The following is a 13,823-nucleotide window of genomic DNA, read 5'->3' on the forward strand; positions in this document are numbered from 1 at the left end:
ATAAAACTGTACCGGAGCCGCGGCGAATGACGCGCGGCTCCGGGATAAACTAGACGCGGCGGCGCTTCGGCGGGCGGCAGCCATTGTGCGGGATCGGCGTCACGTCGTGGATCGTCGTGATGGTGAACCCGACAGACTGCAGCGCACGCAGAGCCGACTCGCGGCCCGAACCGGGGCCCGACACCTTGACCTCAAGGGTCTTCACGCCGTGCTCCTGGGCCTTGCGGCCCGCATCTTCAGCGGCCATCTGGGCAGCATAAGGGGTCGATTTACGCGACCCTTTGAAGCCCATCGTGCCGGCCGACGACCAGGAAATCGCGTTGCCCTGGGCATCGGCGATGGTGATCATCGTGTTGTTGAAGCTGGCATTCACGTGCGCCACGCCGGAGGTGATATTCTTGCGTTCGCGGCGGCGTACGCGTGTCGGTTCCTTGGCCATTGCGCCTGGTCCTTACTTCTTCTTGCCGGCAATCGGCTTGGCCGGACCTTTGCGGGTCCGGGCATTGGTGTGGGTGCGCTGGCCGCGAACGGGCAGACCGCGGCGATGGCGAAGGCCGCGATAGCAGCCAAGGTCCATCAGACGCTTGACGTTCACGGCCGTTTCGCGGCGCAGGTCGCCTTCGACCATGTAGCCAGCATCGATTGTTTCACGAATTTGAAGCACTTCAGCATCGGTAAGCTGGTTAACCCGTTTTTCAGACGGAATGCCTACCTTGTCACAGATCTCCCGCGCCATGGCCGGGCCGATACCGTGAATATAGCGAAGCGCAATCTCTACGCGCTTGTTCGTCGGAATGTTGACGCCTGCTATGCGGGCCACAACGCTACTCCCTGTTCAATATGCCGCGCGCAAAAGAAACCGGCACGTACAGGGCGCGACACACATTGCGCGCGCCTTGCCTCGTGGCCGGCCCCTCAGAGCGAAGGGCGCTTCTTATAGTGCCGATGCCATGCCCGTCAACCGGGCTTTAGCGCCGCCACTCCACAAAACTCACTCTCCCGCACACATGCCTGACGGCGCGTGTGTGGGCCTTATGCATCCAGCGCCGCGTTGATACGGGCGGAAACCTCATCCATCGAGCCCATCCCGTCGACATCTACCAGCTTGTTCTGGCCGGTGTAGAACGGAATCAACGGGGCTGTCTGGTCGTTATATGCCTTCAGGCGAACCTTGAAGGCCTCTACGGTGTCGTCGGCGCGGCCTTCCTCTGCCGCCCGCTTTTCCACCCGCGCGACCAGCTCGTCCTGGTCAACCACGAGGCGGATAACCTTCGCAATCGGGCTGCTGCGTTCGGCCAGCAGCCTGTCAAGCGCTTCGGCCTGGGGAACCGTGCGCGGAAAGCCATCAAAAATGGCGCCGCCAGCGGCTTCGGCGTCGGGCAGACGCTCGGCGATCAGCGCAATCACAATCTCGTCGGACACCAGCTCGCCGCGATCCATGATCCCGGCAACCCGGTTGCCCAGCTCGGTCCCGGCCTTGCGCGCATCGCGCAGCATGTCGCCAGTGGAAAGCTGGACCCAGCCGCGTGACTGCACCAGGCGCTTGGACTGGGTGCCCTTGCCGGCGCCGGGCGGTCCGAACAGGATTATGTTCATCTCTTGCGGCCCCTCAGCTTCGTCTTCTTGATCAGGCCCTCATACTGATGGGCCAGCAGGTGGGACTGGATCTGGGAGACGGTGTCGAGTGTGACCGACACCACGATGAGAAGGGCCGTGCCGCCTATATAGAAGGGAATATCCAGCTCGGCGCGCAGTACTTCAGGCAGTACACAGACGAACGTCAGATAGGCAGCGCCGATCACGGTCAGGCGCGTCAGCACGAAATCGATATACTCGGCGGTGCGCTTGCCGGGACGGATGCCGGGCAGAAAGCCGCCATACTTCTTCAGATTGTCCGCCGTGTCCTCAGGATTGAAGACGATGGAGGTGTAGAAGAAGGTGAAGAAGATGATCATCGACGCATAGAAGATGATGAAGAGCGGCTGGCCCGGGCCGAGCAGCGCCGTCACCGTACGCAGCCAGTCCGGCCCGGTATCAGCCGAGAAGCCCGCAATCGTCGCCGGCAGCAGCAGGAGCGAGGAGGCGAAGATCGCCGGGATCACACCCGCGGTGTTCAGCTTGAGCGGCAGGAAGCTGGATTCCCCGCCCATCATGCGGTTACCGACCTGGCGCTTGGGATACTGCACCAGCAATCGCCGCTGCGAGCGCTCCATGAAGACGACAAACACAAGTACCGCGATAATGCCGAGGATCATCGCAATGATCAGGCCCGCCGAGAGATTGCCGGTACGGCCCTGCTCCAGCGTCTGGAAGAGAGCCCGCGGCATCTCCGCGATAATGCCCGCAAAGATTATCAGCGAGATACCATTGCCCACGCCGCGCGCAGTAATCTGTTCGCCCAGCCAGAGCAGCATCATCGTGCCGCCGACGAGCGAGACCACAGCCGTAATGCGGAAGAACCAGCCCGGATCGATCGCAATGGTGGCGCCGGTGGTGGGATCGGGGTTTTCCATCGAGACCGCGATGGCAAAGGCCTGCAGCATCGCCAGAACGACCGTCAGGTAGCGGGAATACTGGTTGATCTGCTTGCGGCCCTGCTCGCCGCCTTCCTTCTTCATGCGCTCCAGGCTCGGCACGGTGGCGGCCATGAGCTGCATGATGATCGAAGCAGAAATATACGGCATCACGTTGAGGGCGAAGATCGCCATACGCTCGACGGCGCCGCCGGAAAACATGTTGAAGACGCCCAGAATGCCCTGCTGCTGCTGCTGGAAGGCTCCGGCGAATACGTCCGGGTCAATGCCCGGCATGGGGATATAGGTGCCAACCCGGTAGATGATCAGCACGAACAACGTAAAGAGGAGCCGCTTTTGCAGCTCCTTGGCGCGGGCAAACGCGCCGAAATTCATGTTTGCGGCAAGTTGTTCTGCGGCAGATGCCATGGGCTGGTCTCGCTCCCTTGCGGTCCCGGTTAGGCCAGGACGGAATTGGACGGCTCAACCCATTTGGGGAGCCGTCCAGTAAACCGCATCAGGCTTCGCTGTCTTTGGGCGCAGTCAGGGTGATGGACCCGCCTGCCTTCTCCACTGCAGCAATGGCGGGCTTGGAGGCGCCGGCTGCCGTGATCGACAGCTTGGCCTTGAACTCGCCGCCGCCGATCACGCGAACGCCGTCCTTGGCGCGGCGGATAACACCGGCCTTGACCAGCGCCTCAGCATCGACAGCTGCCTTGGCGTCCAGCTTGCCGGCATCAACAGCCTTTTGCAGGCGGCCGAGCGTGACTTCGGTAAATCTGGAACGGTTCGGCTTGGTGAAGCCGCGCTTGGGCAGGCGCTGGTGAAGCGGCATCTGGCCGCCCTCGAAGCCCTTGATGGCCACGCCAGAGCGCGATTTCTGACCCTTGACACCACGGCCACCGGTCTTGCCCTTGCCCGAGCCGATGCCGCGACCCACGCGGGTGCGTTCTTTCACCGCGCCGGGATTGTCCCGCAGTTCGTTCAGACGCATGACTATTCTCCTTATCAAGGACGCCCCGGCCGCTAGCCGCGCTCCTCGACGATTTCTACAAGGTGGGCGACCTTGGCGATCATGCCGCGCACAGACGGCGTATCCTCAAGCTCGCGCTGTTTGCCGATACGCCCCAGGCCCAGCCCGGTCAGCGTTTGCAGCTGGTCTTTGGGGCGGCGGATATGGCTGCCCGTCTGACGCACGATGACTGTTTTCTTGGCCATGGCCGGTATTCCTAGCTCTGGCTGTCGACGGCTTCAGGTGCGCTGGCACCATCATTCCGGCGGTTGACGATGTCAGCCACTTTCAGGCCGCGCTTGGACGCAACCGTGCGCGGGCTGTTCTGGCCCTTGAGCGCGTCGAACGTGGCGCGGATCATGTTGTAGGGGTTGGACGAGCCGACCGACTTGGCCACCACGTCCTGGACACCCAGGCTTTCCAGCACCGCACGCATCGGACCGCCAGCAATGATGCCGGTGCCCGGAGGCGCCGCACGCAGCGTAACCTTGCCCGCGCCCCAACGGCCATTGGCATCATGATGCAGGGTCCGGCCTTCGCGCAGCGGGATGCGCACCATGGTCTTCTTGGCTTCCTCGGTCGCCTTGCGGATGGCTTCCGGCACTTCGCGCGCCTTGCCCTGACCGAAGCCGACACGGCCCTTCTGGTCGCCGACAACTGCGAGCGCGGCGAACTGGAAGTTCCGGCCACCCTTCACGGTCTTGGCGACGCGGTTGATGTGGACGAGCTTGTCGACGAGTTCGCTTTCCGGCTCCTCGTCGCGGCGGCGGCGGTCGCGTCCGCCCCGGCCTTCGCGTTGGTCTTCCCGAGCCATGGCGCTCTCCTAGAAGTTCAGGCCGCCCTCACGGGCAGCATCTGCGAGCGCCTTGATGCGCCCATGATAAATGTAACCGCCGCGATCAAACACGACATCGGTAAGGCCCTTGGCCTTGGCGCGCTCGGCGACGAGCTTGCCGACAGCGGCAGCCGCCTCGACATTCGCGCCAGCGGGCTTGCCGCCGCGCACATCGGCTTCGAGGGTCGAAGCCGCCGCGAGCGTGGCACCATTCTGGTCGTCGATGATCTGGGCGTAGATATGCTTGGACGAGCGGAAGACCGACAGGCGCGGACGGCCGCCCGAGAACTTGGCAAGCCGCGAGCGCGTACGCTGCGCGCGGCGTTGCATCTTTTCGCGAGACGATTTCATGACCTGACGGTTCCCTACTTCTTCTTGCCTTCTTTCCGGCGGACGTGTTCGCCGGCAAGACGGATGCCCTTGCCCTTGTAGGGCTCCGGCGGACGATACTTGCGGATCTCGGCGGCGGTCTGGCCGACTTCCTGCTTGTTGGCCCCCTCGATCTTGATCTCGGTGGGTTTGGGAGCAGTAATCGTGATGCCGGGACGCGGCGTGTAGATCACTTCGTGGCTGAAGCCAAGCGACAGCTTGAGATCGCGGCCCTGCGCAGCAGCGCGGTAACCGACGCCGACCAGCTCGAGATTCTCCTCGAAACCTTCCGAAACGCCTTTCACCATGCTGGCGATATTGGCGCGCGTCGTGCCCCACATGGCGCGGGCGCGTGTGGACTCGTCGGCAGGCCTGACGACCAGCGACTTGTCTTCGGCTTCACTGATGGTGACCAGGCTGGATACCACGAGCGACAACTCGCCCTTGGGACCCTTCACCTTCACCGTATCGTTGGCAACGGTCGCGCTCACTCCGTTAGGAAGGCCGACCGGCAATTTGCCCAGACGTGACATGGATCATGCCTCCCTTAGCTGATGTGGCAGAGAATCTCGCCGCCGACATTCTGGGCGCGGGCAGATGCGTCGCTCATCACGCCGCGCGGCGTGGAAACGATGGCAATCCCGAGCCCGTTCTGAACGAGCGGAAGATCCCTGGCCTTGGAGTATTCCCGGCGGCCCGGCTTGGAAACGCGCTTGATCTCGGAGATCACCGGCGCGCCTTCATAGTATTTCAGTTCGATTTCAAACTGCTTGAAGCCGTCTGCATCCACCGACTCTGAGTAGCCGCGGATATAGCCTTCTTCCAGCAGGACATCGAGAACGCGCTGACGCAGCTTCGATGCGGGCGTCACCACATTGGTGCGCCGGCGCATGAGCGCGTTGCGGATGCGGGTGAGCATGTCACCGAGCGGATCGATCATCGACATTGACTTGCCCTCCCTACCAGCTCGACTTGACCAGGCCTGGGATCAGGCCATGGCTACCCAGCTCGCGAAGCGCGATACGGGACATTTTCAGCTTGCGGTAATACCCGCGCGGACGGCCCGATACCTTGCACCGGTTACGGATGCGGGTGGGGGCCGAGTTGCGCGGCAGGGCAGCCAGCTTCAGCTGGGCCGCAAACCGCTCCTCAACGGGCAGCGACGTGTCGCGCGCTATCGCCTTCAGCGCCTGACGCTTGGCCAGATACTGCTTGGCCAGACGCTCGACGCGGGCATTACGCTCGGTTGCGCTCTTCTTTGCCATTCAATTCATCTCCTGCGTGCGGACCCGGGATGGGTCTGCGTTCCTGCTGCGTCAGTTCGCGAACGGAAAGTCGAACTCGGCCAGCAGGGCCTTCGCTTCTTCATTGTTACGCGCGGTGGTGCATACGACGATGTCCATGCCACGCACTTTCTCGACCTTGTCGTAGTCGATCTCCGGGAACACGATGTGCTCTTTCATGCCCATCGCGTAATTGCCGTTGCCATCAAAGCTCTTGCCGTTGAGGCCGCGGAAGTCGCGGACGCGCGGCAGGGCGATGGTGACCAGACGGTCCAGAAATTCGTACATGCGGTCCTGGCGCAAGGTCACCTTGGCACCAATCAGCTGGCCTTCACGCAGCTTGAAGCCCGCGATGGACTTCGTCGCACGCGTGGCGACCGGCTTCTGACCGGCGATCGCTTCCAGATCAGCCAGCGCGCCCTGGAGCTTCTTGGAGTCCTGGGCAGCCTCACCAACGCCCATATTGATGACAATCTTGTCAATACGGGGAATCTGCATCTCGTTCTTGTAGCCGAACTTCTCCTTCAGACGCGCGCGGATCTCCTCGCGATAACGCGTCTTCAGGCGCGGCTCATATGTCGCGGTCTCAGCCATTGAGGACCTCACCAGATTTTTTCGCGACCCGGACCTTCTTGCCGTCACGCACCTCGAAGCCGACACGCGTCGCTTCGCCGGATTTGGGATCGGCAAGAGCCACGTTGGAAACGTGGATCGGGGCTTCCTTTTCCTCGATACCGCCAGGCGTGGTCTGGGTCGGGCGGTTATGGCGCTTGACCATATTCACACCGGACACAAACACGCGGTTCTCTGACGGGACCACTTTCGTCACTTCCCCGGTCTTGCCCTTGTCGCGGCCCGCCAGGATGACGACCTTGTCGCCCTTCTTGATCTTTGCAGCCATGACTACAGCACCTCCGGCGCCAGCGAGATGATCTTCATGTGGTTCTTCGCCCGCAGCTCGCGCGGAACCGGGCCGAAGATACGCGTGCCGAGCGGCTCCATATTGTTGTTCAGGAGCACAGCGGCATTGGTGTCGAAACGGATGACGGAGCCGTCGCGGCGCTTGATGTCGCGCGCGGTGCGCACGACGACAGCCTTGCGCACGTCACCTTTTTTCACCCGTCCCTTGGGCGTGGCTTCCTTGACCGAGACGACAATGATGTCGCCTACGCCGGCATAACGGCGCTTGGCTCCGCCCAGCACCTTGATGCACTGCACGCGGCGGGCCCCGGAATTGTCGGCCACGTCCAGATTGGATTGCATCTGGATCATCGTGATCCTCCGTTAGAACTAGGAAACGACCTTCTCCAGACCCGGCCTCAAGCCTGGTCGGAGACGACCTCCCACCGCTTCAGCTTCGATTTGGGCGCACATTCCTGGATCAGGACGGTGTCGCCGACTTTCTTGGCGTTGGCCTCGTCATGGGCATGATAGTTTTTCGAACGCCGGACCGTCTTGCGAAGGAGCGGGTGCAGGAATGTGCGCTCCACCTTCACAACAACGGTCTTGGCCTGCTTGTCGCTGACCACGACGCCTTGCAGTACGCGCTTCGGCATCGCCTAGCTCCCTTGCTTTTCGATCTGGCGCCGGCGCATGTCGGTCTTCAGGCGGGCAATGTCCTTGCGCACCTTGGAGAACCGCGCCGTGTTTTCCAGCTGGCCCGTGGCCTGCTGGAAGCGCAGGTTAAATTGCTCTTTTTTCAGCTTCAGGAGATTGTCCTGGAGCTGGTCATCGGTCATGGCGCGCACGTCTTGCATTTCCATCGCGCTACTCAGCTCCCTGCTCGCCCGGACGGGTTACGACACGGGTCTTGATCGGCAGCTTGGCGGCACCAAGGCGCAGCGCTTCGCGCGCGACTGCATCCGGTACACCGTCAATCTCGAACATGATGCGGCCAGGCTTCACCCGGGCCACCCAGTATTCGGGCGAGCCCTTGCCCTTACCCATCCGCACCTCGGTCGGCTTTTTCGACACCGGAACGTCCGGGAAAATGCGGATCCAGACGCGGCCGGCCCGTTTCATGTGGCGGGTGATCGCGCGGCGTGTTGCCTCGATCTGGCGCGCCGTGACGCGCTCAGGTTCGACCGCTTTCAGCCCGTACGAGCCGAAATTGAGCGTAAAGCCGCCCTTTGCGTTTCCGTGGATACGGCCCTTGTGGGCCTTCCGGAACTTTGTGCGCTTCGGCTGAAGCATCGTTCAAACTCCCTCTAGGGCCCTGGCCTTAGGCGTTCTGGCGGCCCGAACGGGTCCGCTGTTCGCCGGTTTCCTGAAGACGGCGCTCCTGGGCCATCGGATCGTGCTCCATGATCTCGCCTTTGTAGATCCAGACCTTGATCCCGATGATCCCCATCGCGGTTTTCGCCTCGGCGAAGCCGTAATCGATATCGGCGCGCAGCGTGTGCAGCGGCACCGAACCTTCATTGTACTGTTCCGAACGCGCGATCTCCGCGCCGCCCAGGCGGCCGGCACAGATGATCTTGCAGCCCAGAGCGCCCATGCGCATGGCAGACTGCATGGACCGCTTCATCGCGCGGCGGAACGCAACGCGGCGCTCCAGCTGCTGGGCAATGCTGTCGGCAACCAGGTTGGCGTCGGTCTCGGGCTTGCGCACTTCCACCAGATTGAGGAACACCTCGGCGTCCGTCATCTTGGCGACTTCGCGGCGCAGCTTCTCGATATCGGCACCCTTCTTGCCGATCACCACACCCGGACGGGCCGTGTAGATGGTGATACGGCACTTCTTGTGCGGACGCTCGATGATGATCTTCGAGATCGACGCAGCTTTCAGCTTTTCCTGGAGGAATTTGCGGATCTTCAGATCCTCATGGAGGAGCGTTGCATACTCTTCCCCACGCGCGAACCAGCGCGAATCCCAAGTGCGGTTGATGCCGAGGCGCAGGCCGATCGGATTAATCTTCTGTCCCATTACGCGGCCTCCTCGACTTCGCGAACGACGATCGTCAGCTCGGAGAACGGCTTGAGAATCTTCGCACCGCGGCCGCGTGCGCGGGCCCGGAAGCGCTTCATGACAAGGTTCTTGCCGACATAGGCTTCCGACACGACGAGGCTGTCGATATCGAGGCCGTGATTGTTCTCAGCGTTGGCGATGGCCGACTCCAGAACCTTCTTCACGTCAGCGGCAGCGCGCTTGCGCGAAAAGGCCAGATCATTCAGCGCACGCTCGACCTTCTTGCCGCGGATCATTGCGGCAACCAGGTTCAGCTTTTGCGGGCTGATGCGGATCATCCGCAGCTTGGCGCGCGCCTCGTTCTCAGCCACGCGGCGGGGATTGGTTTCCTTGCCCATCGCGCTACTTCCTCTTGGCTTTCTTGTCCGCCGCGTGACCGTAATAGGTCCGCGAAGGCGCAAACTCGCCCAGCTTGTGGCCGACCATGTCCTCGGACACCAGAACCGGAACGAACTTGTTCCCGTTGTGGACCTGGAAGGTCAGGCCGACAAATTGCGGCATGATGGTCGAGCGGCGCGACCAGGTTTTGATAGCCTGCTTGCGCCCGGCTTCGTGGGCGGCATCGGCTTTCTTCAGGAGGTATCCGTCTACAAACGGACCTTTCCATACAGAACGGGGCATGACGGTCGGTCGCTCCCTTAGCGTTTCTTGCGCTCGTGGCGCGAACGGATGATGAATTTGTCGGTCGCCTTGTTACGGCGGGTCTTGCGGCCTTTGGTGGGCTTGCCCCAGGGGGTCACCGGATGGCGGCCACCGGAGGTACGGCCTTCACCACCACCATGGGGGTGATCGACCGGGTTCATGGCCACGCCGCGCACGGACGGACGCTTGCCAAGATGGCGGTTGCGGCCGGCCTTGCCCAGATTGATGTTAAGGTGATCGGAGTTCGACACCGCACCAATCGTGGCCATGCAGTTCTCATTCACCTTGCGCAGCTCGCCGCTCATCAGGCGGACCTGGGCGTAGCCGGCTTCGCGGCCGACCAGCTGGGCATAGGCACCGGCAGAGCGGGCAATCTGGCCGCCCTTTTCCGGCTTCATCTCCACATTGTGGATGATGGTGCCCACCGGAATGGTCTTCAGCGGCATGGCATTGCCCGGCTTCACGTCCGCCTTGGCGCTGGCGATCACGCGATCACCTGCGGCCAGGCGCTGCGGCGCCAGGATATAGGCCAGCTCGCCGTCCTCATACTTGATGAGGGCGATGAATGCTGTGCGGTTGGGATCATATTCCAGCCGCTCGACCGTGGCAGGCACGTCGAACTTGCGGCGCTTGAAATCGATCAGCCGGTAGAGCTTCTTGGCTCCACCACCGCGGCGGCGGGCGGTGATGCGCCCGGTATTGTTACGCCCGCCCGTGCGGCGCAGGCCTTCGACCAGCGTCTTTTCCGGCTTGCCAGCGTGCAGCTCGGACCGGTCCACCAGCACAAGAGCGCGGCGGCCAGGCGAGGTCGGCTTGAATGTCTTCAGCGCCATGGTTCAAACTCCTTCAAGCGCGCGCCCTAAAGGCCCGTGCTCACGTCGATGGAATGGCCCTCTTCAAGGGTCACCACCGCTTTTTTCATATCGTCGCGACGGCCTTCAATGCCCCGGAAGCGCTTGGTCTTGCCCTTCTGACGCAGCGTGTTGACCGCTTTCACCTTGACCTTGAACAGCGCTTCAACGGCCTCGGTGATGTCCTTCTTCGTCGCGGTCAGCGGGACTTTAAACACAACCTTGTTCTCTTCAGAGAGCAGGGTCGCCTTCTCGGTGATCACCGGCGCGATAATCGTGTCGTAGTGCTTGGGCGAAGCCATTACGCACTCTCCTTGGCGGCAAAGCGCTCATTGATCTTCTCGACCGCCGACTTGGTGAGCACCAGCGTGTCGCGGCGCAGCACGTCGTAGACGTTCAGGCCTTGCGCGGGCAGCACATCCACATGCGGGATGTTGCGCGCGGCAAGGGCGAAGTTCTCGTCCAGCGTCTCACCGTCAATGATGAGCGCGCTGGTCAGGCCGAGCTTAGCAAACTGCGCCTTAAGGGCTGCCGTCTTCGGCGCGTCCAGACGTGCCTCGTCCAGAACGATCAGCGAGGACGAACCCGCTTTCGAGGACAGGGCATGCTTGAGCGCGAGAGCGCGGACCTTCTTGGGCAGCTCGGTAGCATGGCTGCGCACTTTCGGGCCGTGGGCCTTGCCGCCGCCGACGAAGATCGGGGCGCGCCGCGAACCGTGACGAGCCGAGCCGCCGCCCTTCTGGCGGCCGAACTTCTTGCCCGTGCGGGCAATCTCGGCGCGCTCCTTGGCGCGGTGCGTACCGGCCTGACGGCGCGAAAGCTGCCATTTCACGGCACGCTGCAGGAGATCGGCGCGCACTTCGCCAATGGCGAAGATGTCATCGCTGAGCTCAACCGAGCCTGCCTTGCCGGCATCCAAGGTGATTACATCGAGTTTCATGACTTGGCGTCCTCTTCACCCGCCGCATCGACGGCAGGCGCTTCTGCAACCGGCGCGCCTTCAGCCACCATTTCCGCCTCTTCCGAGCCGGGTGCAGGGCTGTCGACCACCTTGGGCTCGTCACCCAGGCGGAACTTGCCCGGGAAGGCCAGGCCTTCCACACCGGCGCCCTTTACAGCGTCGCGCACCTCAACCCAGCTATCGGCCGAACCCGGCACGGCGCCGCGAACGAGGATCAGGCCGCGCTCGGCGTCCACACGAACCACTTCCAGGTTCTGGGTGGTCACGCGCTCCTGGCCGAGATGACCGGCCATCTTCTTGCCTTTGAACACCTTGCCCGGATCCTGGCGCTGACCGGTCGAACCGTGCGAGCGGTGCGAGACCGACACGCCGTGCGTCGCGCGCAGACCGCCGAAATTCCACCGCTTCATGGCACCGGCAAAACCCTTACCGATGGTCAGGGCGGCAACATCCACCTTCTGGCCTTCGACAAAATGGTCAGCCGTGATCTCGGCACCGGCATCAATAAGATTGCTCTCGCTGACGCGGAACTCCACCAGCTTGCGCTTGGGCTCGACGGCTGCCTTGGCGAAGTGGCCGCGATCGGCTTTCGTCGCGCGCTTCACCTTGGCCTTGCCGGCGCCCAGTTGCAGCGCGGTGTAGCCGTCACGATCATTCGTGCGCTGGGCAACGACCTGGACACCCTCAAGGTGCAGCACCGTTACCGGAATGTGCGAGCCGTCCTCGGCGAAGATGCGGGTCATGCCCATCTTCTTCGCGATGACGCCCGTGCGCAGGTTTTGAGCCTGGCTCATTGGCTTAAGCTCCCAGCTTGATCTCGACATCCACGCCGGCCGACAGGTCGAGCTTCATCAGCGCGTCCACGGTCTGCGGGGTCGGGTCCACGATGTCGAGGACACGCTTGTGCGTGCGAATCTCGAACTGCTCGCGTGATTTCTTGTCGATGTGCGGGGACCGCAGCACCGTGAAACGCTCGATGCGCGTGGGCAGCGGGATAGGCCCGCGCACCTGTGCGCCTGTGCGTTTCGCCGTCGAGACGATCTCGCGCGTGGACGTATCCAGCACGCGGTGATCGAACGCCTTGAGGCGGATGCGGATGTTGGTTTGTGCCATCGCTCCGGTCCCGTTCCTGGTTCCTTGGGAAGTCTGGCCGGGTCAGCGTTTCACGCCGCCCGGCCTCTTCCATCTTCTCTTGTTCAGTTTCGTTTAGTCGATAATTTTGGAGACGACGCCTGCGCCGACGGTTCTGCCGCCTTCACGGATGGCGAAGCGCAGCTTTTCTTCCATCGCGATCGGCTGGATCAGGTCGACGGTCACTTCCACATTGTCGCCCGGCATCACCATCTCGGTACCCTCTTTCAGGGTCACGATCCCGGTCACGTCCGTCGTGCGGAAGTAGAACTGGGGACGGTAATTGGTGAAGAACGGCGTGTGACGCCCGCCCTCTTCCTTCGTCAGAATGTAGGCTTCGGCCTCAAACTTCTTGTGCGGCTTCACAGAGCCCGGCTTGGCCAGAACCTGGCCACGCTCGACACCGTCACGCTCAACACCGCGCAGCAGCGCGCCCACATTGTCGCCCGCCTGACCCTGGTCAAGCAGCTTGCGGAACATCTCAACGCCCGTGCACGTCGTCTTCGAGGTGTCGCGGATACCCACAATCTCGATCTCGTCGCCCACTTTCAGAATGCCGCGCTCGATACGGCCCGTCACAACCGTGCCGCGGCCCGAAATCGAGAACACGTCCTCGATCGGCATCAGGAACGGCATGTCAACCGGACGCTCCGGCGTCGGGATATACTCGTCCACAGCCGCCATCAGCTCGCGGATCTTGTTCTCGCCGATCTCAGGATCACGCCCCTCCATCGCCGCCAGAGCCGAGCCGGCAATGATCGGAATGTCGTCGCCCGGGAAGTCATACGAGCTCAAAAGCTCGCGGATCTCCATCTCCACAAGCTCGAGAAGCTCAGGGTCATCAACCTGGTCAACCTTGTTCATGAACACGACCAGAGCCGGAACACCCACCTGACGCGCCAGAAGAATGTGCTCGCGCGTCTGCGGCATCGGGCCGTCCGCCGCGTTCACAACCAGAATCGCGCCGTCCATCTGCGCCGCGCCCGTGATCATGTTCTTCACATAGTCAGCGTGGCCAGGGCAGTCCACGTGCGCATAGTGACGGTTCTCCGTCTCATACTCAACGTGAGCCGTCGAAATCGTGATCCCGCGAGCCTTCTCCTCAGGCGCGCCATCAATCTGGTCATACGCGCGAAACTCACCGAAATACTTCGTAATCGCCGCCGTCAGCGTCGTCTTGCCATGGTCAACGTGACCAATCGTGCCAACGTTCGCATGCGGCTTGTTACGCTCAAACTTTGCCTTGGCCATTTTCTCA

The 13,823-nt window shown here is 62.4% G+C and carries 26 protein-coding genes; all 26 read right to left on the reverse strand.

The features are described 5' to 3' along the window. Nucleotides 1–49 precede the first annotated feature (49 nt). The 26 genes from rpsK to tuf all read right to left on the reverse strand — a co-directional run bounded on the left by rpsK (nucleotide 50) and on the right by tuf (nucleotide 13,816). A complete protein-coding gene (gene rpsK, locus IEV75_RS12875; protein ID WP_127565817.1) occupies nucleotides 50–439 on the reverse strand; it encodes a 30S ribosomal protein S11 in 390 nt (129 codons plus the stop codon). A gap of 12 nt (nucleotides 440–451) precedes the next feature. Beyond that, nucleotides 452–820, reverse strand: a complete 369-nt coding sequence (rpsM, locus tag IEV75_RS12880; RefSeq protein WP_188452987.1) for a 30S ribosomal protein S13 — start codon at nucleotides 818–820, stop codon at nucleotides 452–454. Between the two features lie 212 nt (nucleotides 821–1,032). After that, a complete protein-coding gene (locus tag IEV75_RS12885) occupies nucleotides 1,033–1,596 on the reverse strand; it encodes an adenylate kinase (RefSeq protein ID WP_188452988.1) in 564 nt (187 codons plus the stop codon). Beyond that, nucleotides 1,593–2,942, reverse strand: coding sequence for a preprotein translocase subunit SecY (gene secY / locus IEV75_RS12890; protein WP_127565814.1), 1,350 nt, complete (start codon nucleotides 2,940–2,942; stop codon nucleotides 1,593–1,595). The genes IEV75_RS12885 and secY overlap by 4 nt, the downstream gene beginning before the upstream one ends. Nucleotides 2,943–3,030: 88 nt before the next feature. After that, the gene (rplO, locus tag IEV75_RS12895) at nucleotides 3,031–3,507 is read right to left on the reverse strand and encodes a 50S ribosomal protein L15 (RefSeq protein ID WP_188452989.1); all 477 of its coding nucleotides are present in this window, start codon (nucleotides 3,505–3,507) and stop codon (nucleotides 3,031–3,033) included. A gap of 32 nt (nucleotides 3,508–3,539) precedes the next feature. Beyond that, complete coding sequence (rpmD, locus tag IEV75_RS12900; RefSeq protein WP_036512062.1) at nucleotides 3,540–3,731, reverse strand: 50S ribosomal protein L30; 192 nt, start codon at nucleotides 3,729–3,731, stop codon at nucleotides 3,540–3,542. An 11-nt stretch (nucleotides 3,732–3,742) separates the two neighbouring features. Then, nucleotides 3,743–4,339, reverse strand: coding sequence for a 30S ribosomal protein S5 (rpsE, locus tag IEV75_RS12905; protein WP_127565812.1), 597 nt, complete (start codon nucleotides 4,337–4,339; stop codon nucleotides 3,743–3,745). Nucleotides 4,340–4,348: 9 nt separating this feature from the next. Next, nucleotides 4,349–4,711 (reverse strand): 50S ribosomal protein L18, encoded by a 363-nt coding sequence (rplR, locus tag IEV75_RS12910; protein ID WP_188452990.1) that lies wholly within the window; start codon nucleotides 4,709–4,711, stop codon nucleotides 4,349–4,351. A gap of 14 nt (nucleotides 4,712–4,725) precedes the next feature. After that, nucleotides 4,726–5,262 carry a 50S ribosomal protein L6 gene (rplF, locus tag IEV75_RS12915; protein ID WP_188452991.1) on the reverse strand — a complete coding sequence of 179 codons (537 nt, stop codon included), beginning with the start codon at nucleotides 5,260–5,262 and terminating at the stop codon, nucleotides 4,726–4,728. A gap of 14 nt (nucleotides 5,263–5,276) precedes the next feature. Beyond that, on the reverse strand, nucleotides 5,277–5,675 hold the full coding sequence (gene rpsH / locus IEV75_RS12920) for a 30S ribosomal protein S8 (RefSeq protein WP_188452992.1): 399 nt from the start codon (nucleotides 5,673–5,675) through the stop codon (nucleotides 5,277–5,279). Nucleotides 5,676–5,688: 13 nt separating this feature from the next. Further along, the gene (rpsN, locus tag IEV75_RS12925) at nucleotides 5,689–5,994 is read right to left on the reverse strand and encodes a 30S ribosomal protein S14 (RefSeq protein WP_188452993.1); all 306 of its coding nucleotides are present in this window, start codon (nucleotides 5,992–5,994) and stop codon (nucleotides 5,689–5,691) included. A 51-nt stretch (nucleotides 5,995–6,045) separates the two neighbouring features. Beyond that, nucleotides 6,046–6,606: a 50S ribosomal protein L5 gene (gene rplE / locus IEV75_RS12930; RefSeq protein WP_188452994.1), complete on the reverse strand. Its 561-nt coding sequence runs from the start codon at nucleotides 6,604–6,606 to the stop codon at nucleotides 6,046–6,048. Continuing rightward, nucleotides 6,599–6,913 carry a 50S ribosomal protein L24 gene (rplX, locus tag IEV75_RS12935; RefSeq protein WP_188452995.1) on the reverse strand — a complete coding sequence of 105 codons (315 nt, stop codon included), beginning with the start codon at nucleotides 6,911–6,913 and terminating at the stop codon, nucleotides 6,599–6,601. Before rplX ends, rplE begins: the two co-directional genes overlap by 8 nt. Nucleotides 6,914–6,915: 2 nt before the next feature. Further along, nucleotides 6,916–7,284: a 50S ribosomal protein L14 gene (gene rplN, locus IEV75_RS12940; RefSeq protein ID WP_036512044.1), complete on the reverse strand. Its 369-nt coding sequence runs from the start codon at nucleotides 7,282–7,284 to the stop codon at nucleotides 6,916–6,918. Nucleotides 7,285–7,331: 47 nt separating this feature from the next. Further along, nucleotides 7,332–7,568 carry a 30S ribosomal protein S17 gene (gene rpsQ, locus IEV75_RS12945; RefSeq protein WP_188452996.1) on the reverse strand — a complete coding sequence of 79 codons (237 nt, stop codon included), beginning with the start codon at nucleotides 7,566–7,568 and terminating at the stop codon, nucleotides 7,332–7,334. A gap of 3 nt (nucleotides 7,569–7,571) precedes the next feature. Beyond that, on the reverse strand, nucleotides 7,572–7,775 hold the full coding sequence (gene rpmC, locus IEV75_RS12950; RefSeq protein WP_127565804.1) for a 50S ribosomal protein L29: 204 nt from the start codon (nucleotides 7,773–7,775) through the stop codon (nucleotides 7,572–7,574). A gap of 4 nt (nucleotides 7,776–7,779) precedes the next feature. Next, nucleotides 7,780–8,205 (reverse strand): 50S ribosomal protein L16, encoded by a 426-nt coding sequence (gene rplP / locus IEV75_RS12955; protein ID WP_127565803.1) that lies wholly within the window; start codon nucleotides 8,203–8,205, stop codon nucleotides 7,780–7,782. 28 nt (nucleotides 8,206–8,233) lie between these two features. Then, nucleotides 8,234–8,938 carry a 30S ribosomal protein S3 gene (rpsC, locus tag IEV75_RS12960; protein WP_188452997.1) on the reverse strand — a complete coding sequence of 235 codons (705 nt, stop codon included), beginning with the start codon at nucleotides 8,936–8,938 and terminating at the stop codon, nucleotides 8,234–8,236. Then, the gene (gene rplV, locus IEV75_RS12965; protein ID WP_127565801.1) at nucleotides 8,938–9,318 is read right to left on the reverse strand and encodes a 50S ribosomal protein L22; all 381 of its coding nucleotides are present in this window, start codon (nucleotides 9,316–9,318) and stop codon (nucleotides 8,938–8,940) included. Before rplV ends, rpsC begins: the two co-directional genes overlap by 1 nt. Nucleotides 9,319–9,322: 4 nt before the next feature. Then, nucleotides 9,323–9,601 carry a 30S ribosomal protein S19 gene (gene rpsS / locus IEV75_RS12970; RefSeq protein WP_036512026.1) on the reverse strand — a complete coding sequence of 93 codons (279 nt, stop codon included), beginning with the start codon at nucleotides 9,599–9,601 and terminating at the stop codon, nucleotides 9,323–9,325. 17 nt (nucleotides 9,602–9,618) lie between these two features. Next, nucleotides 9,619–10,455: a 50S ribosomal protein L2 gene (gene rplB / locus IEV75_RS12975; RefSeq protein WP_127565800.1), complete on the reverse strand. Its 837-nt coding sequence runs from the start codon at nucleotides 10,453–10,455 to the stop codon at nucleotides 9,619–9,621. 26 nt (nucleotides 10,456–10,481) lie between these two features. After that, nucleotides 10,482–10,775, reverse strand: a complete 294-nt coding sequence (locus tag IEV75_RS12980; RefSeq protein WP_188452998.1) for a 50S ribosomal protein L23 — start codon at nucleotides 10,773–10,775, stop codon at nucleotides 10,482–10,484. After that, on the reverse strand, nucleotides 10,775–11,413 hold the full coding sequence (gene rplD / locus IEV75_RS12985) for a 50S ribosomal protein L4 (protein ID WP_188452999.1): 639 nt from the start codon (nucleotides 11,411–11,413) through the stop codon (nucleotides 10,775–10,777). Before rplD ends, IEV75_RS12980 begins: the two co-directional genes overlap by 1 nt. Beyond that, entirely contained in the window at nucleotides 11,410–12,210 is an 801-nt protein-coding gene (rplC, locus tag IEV75_RS12990; protein WP_188453018.1) for a 50S ribosomal protein L3, read from the reverse strand. Before rplC ends, rplD begins: the two co-directional genes overlap by 4 nt. A 22-nt stretch (nucleotides 12,211–12,232) precedes the next feature. Then, nucleotides 12,233–12,547 carry a 30S ribosomal protein S10 gene (gene rpsJ, locus IEV75_RS12995; protein WP_036512015.1) on the reverse strand — a complete coding sequence of 105 codons (315 nt, stop codon included), beginning with the start codon at nucleotides 12,545–12,547 and terminating at the stop codon, nucleotides 12,233–12,235. 93 nt (nucleotides 12,548–12,640) lie between these two features. Then, entirely contained in the window at nucleotides 12,641–13,816 is a 1,176-nt protein-coding gene (tuf, locus tag IEV75_RS13000) for an elongation factor Tu (RefSeq protein WP_188453000.1), read from the reverse strand. Nucleotides 13,817–13,823: the final 7 nt, after the last annotated feature.

It is taken from the genome of Glycocaulis albus, from assembly GCF_014639075.1.
In the GTDB taxonomy this organism is placed as follows: Bacteria; Pseudomonadota; Alphaproteobacteria; order Caulobacterales; family Maricaulaceae; genus Glycocaulis; species Glycocaulis albus.